Annotated in this window: 2 protein-coding genes; one reads left to right on the top strand and one right to left on the bottom strand. The window is 44.5% G+C overall.

Going from position 1 to position 2,481, the window contains the following annotated elements:
* The first annotated feature begins 51 nt into the window (after positions 1 to 51).
* Positions 52 to 336: a GIY-YIG nuclease family protein gene (locus tag KIV40_RS09980; RefSeq protein WP_009705597.1), complete on the top strand. Its 285-nt coding sequence runs from the start codon at positions 52 to 54 to the stop codon at positions 334 to 336.
* A 671-nt stretch (positions 337 to 1,007) separates the two neighbouring features.
* On the opposite strand, the gene KIV40_RS09985 is transcribed toward KIV40_RS09980, so the two are convergent.
* Positions 1,008 to 2,375: a Na+/H+ antiporter NhaC family protein gene (locus KIV40_RS09985; RefSeq protein WP_285348969.1), complete on the bottom strand. Its 1,368-nt coding sequence runs from the start codon at positions 2,373 to 2,375 to the stop codon at positions 1,008 to 1,010.
* Positions 2,376 to 2,481: the final 106 nt, after the last annotated feature.

Genomic DNA, 2,481 nt, shown 5'->3' on the forward strand with positions numbered 1-2,481 from the left:
TCCCTTTTGGGATAGGCTCTTAGCTCGATAAAAAGGCTGAGGACTAAAAGTATGAAGCAACCTGCGGTTTATATAGTTACATGCAAAACGAAAAGTGCTTTATATATCGGTGTTACAGGGAATCTAAAAAAACGTATCTGGCAGCACAAAAATGCGGTTGAGAAGGGATTTTCTAGGAAGTACAAGACAAACAAGCTGGTGTATTTTGAGCTTTTTGATGATTTCTACACTGCGATAAGTAGAGAAAAGCAATTGAAGAAATGGAATCGGAGTTGGAAGGAAAGGTTAATAAATGAAACGAATCCCAAGTGGGATGATTTGTACGAGCAGATTTAAACAATTACGCGCCTGAGAGAGATTCCTGACTCAGTCGTTCCTCCTTCTCGAGAATGACGGAATTAGCCTCGGTGGATGCTTGGTTTTACATAACGTGATTATCTAGAGCGGCGGAGAGAGCGGCACCATATTAGCAACCTACGCTATCATGGTAAGAGCTTGTTTCGTTGAGTGTTTGCTTTCTGCTAGATAGATACTCAGCCCCTAACAGCGTCATTCCCTAATGCAACGAAGGATCAATTAGGACACCTCTGTTTACGAGTTACTCTTCTAACTGGGAATTTGTTCGGCTCAACGTTTCCCTCAGTCAGATAGATACTCAGCCCCTAACAGCGTCATTCCCTAATGCAACGAAGGAACAATTAGGAGCCGCTGTTTACGAATTACTCTTCTAACTGGGGATTTGTTCGGTTCAGCGTTTCCTTCAGTCAGATAGATGCTCAGTCTCTACGGGGATCACTCTCTAGAGCGATGAAGGATCAAGTCGGTCATATCTGTTTGCGGGTTACTCTTCTAACTAAAAACTTTTCGGTTCAGCGTTTACCTCCGCCAGTTAGATGCTCAGTCCCTCACCACGTCATTCCCTAGAGCGACGAAGGAGCGAGTAGGGAATCTCTTCTTTTCTTAAGACACAAAAAAGGCTCCAATCGGAGCCTTCTTCAAATCTAATTTTAGCTTTCAGTCTGAGTTACAGACTGACGCGCTGGGTGCTTGATAAACACCGCCACGATTGCGGCAATTGCAAGCGCGAAACAGTAGTAAGAGTTCGCGACGACTTCTAGTGGAGAAAGGTGAAATACCGAGCCCAGTAGCAGAACTTGTGCGCCGTATGGCAATACACCTTGGATAACACATGAGAAGATATCCAACAAACTTGCAGAGCGACGTGGTGATACGTTGTTCTCTTCTGCCAGTTGACGAGCCACGCTACCTGATACAATGATGGCAACGGTGTTGTTGGCGGTACAGGTATTCACCATCGCAACCAGGCCAGCAATACCTAACTCACTTGCGCGGCTACTGACGTTCAGAGAATGCTTTGAACTAAATTTAGCTATCATGTTACTTACAAGATTTGTCAGAAATGCTAAGCCACCCTGGCGGCGCATGAGTTCACTTAAACCACCGATTAGCATCGATAGTAAGAAGATCTCTTGCATATTAGTGAAGCCAGAATAAACATCATTTGCAAGGTTAGCAACGGCGTAATCTTTCACAAAGGTCAAGCAGCTAATTCCTGCTAAGCCTATCCCTATTGTCAATACGACGAAGACGTTCACTCCGGAAGCGGCTAGTACAAGAATAGAGATGTAAGGTAAAATCTTAAGCCATTCAATAGCCCCAGTCTCGGGTAATACCGCTTCCGTACTAAAGTAAGTAAAAATTGCAATAGCGACTAAGGCTGCTGGTATAGCTATGCGGACATTCTCTCTGAATTTATCCTTCATTTGGCATCCTTGAGAGCGTGTTGCAGCAATTGTAGTGTCCGAAATTATCGAAAGGTTATCACCAAACATGGCTCCACTCAGTACTACACCTGCGGTAAGAGGAATGCTCATGCCAGCAGACTGCGCAATACCCAATGCTACTGGAGCTATAGCGGCAATGGTGCCCATTGACGTACCCATCGCGGTCGCAATAAATGCAGAAATCACGAAGATACCCGGTAAGATTAAGCCAGAGGGTAAGGTAGCCAAGCCAAAATTAACCGTTGCATCGACACCGTCAGATGCTTTTGCTACCGATGCAAAAGCGCCTGCAAGCAAGTAGATCATGCACATGGCGATGATGTCGGAATGACCAACACCCTGCATAAAATGTTCAATTGCTTTATTGAGCTTATCTTTACTTAGAATAAGAGCGAGAATCACCGCTGGCAAAGCAGCGATTGGTGCTGGGAATTGATAGAATGCCAGAGCGACACCCTGAAAAGAAAGATAAGTGCCTACGCCAATAAACAGCGCAAGGAATAGCACTAAAGGTAAAAGTGCGACCGCTGATGGTGCGATTGCTTTATTAGAATTTTTAGAACCAGACATGTGAACGACAACATAATCAATAAATAAGGCGAGCAGACTAATCTGACACCAAAGGCTTGTCAACGTCTAGACGTCTAAATGGCTGGTTATTTTGTAAGCGCTCCAT

This window comes from Vibrio sp. D173a (assembly GCF_030248475.1).

Excerpts from the sequence above, each read along its gene's own strand:
- KIV40_RS09980 (WP_009705597.1), top strand. The coding sequence starts at position 52 with ATGAAGCAACCTGCGGTTTATATAGTTACATGCAAAACGAAAAGTGCT.
- KIV40_RS09985 (WP_285348969.1), bottom strand. The coding sequence starts at position 2,375 with ATGTCTGGTTCTAAAAATTCTAATAAAGCAATCGCACCATCAGCGGTC.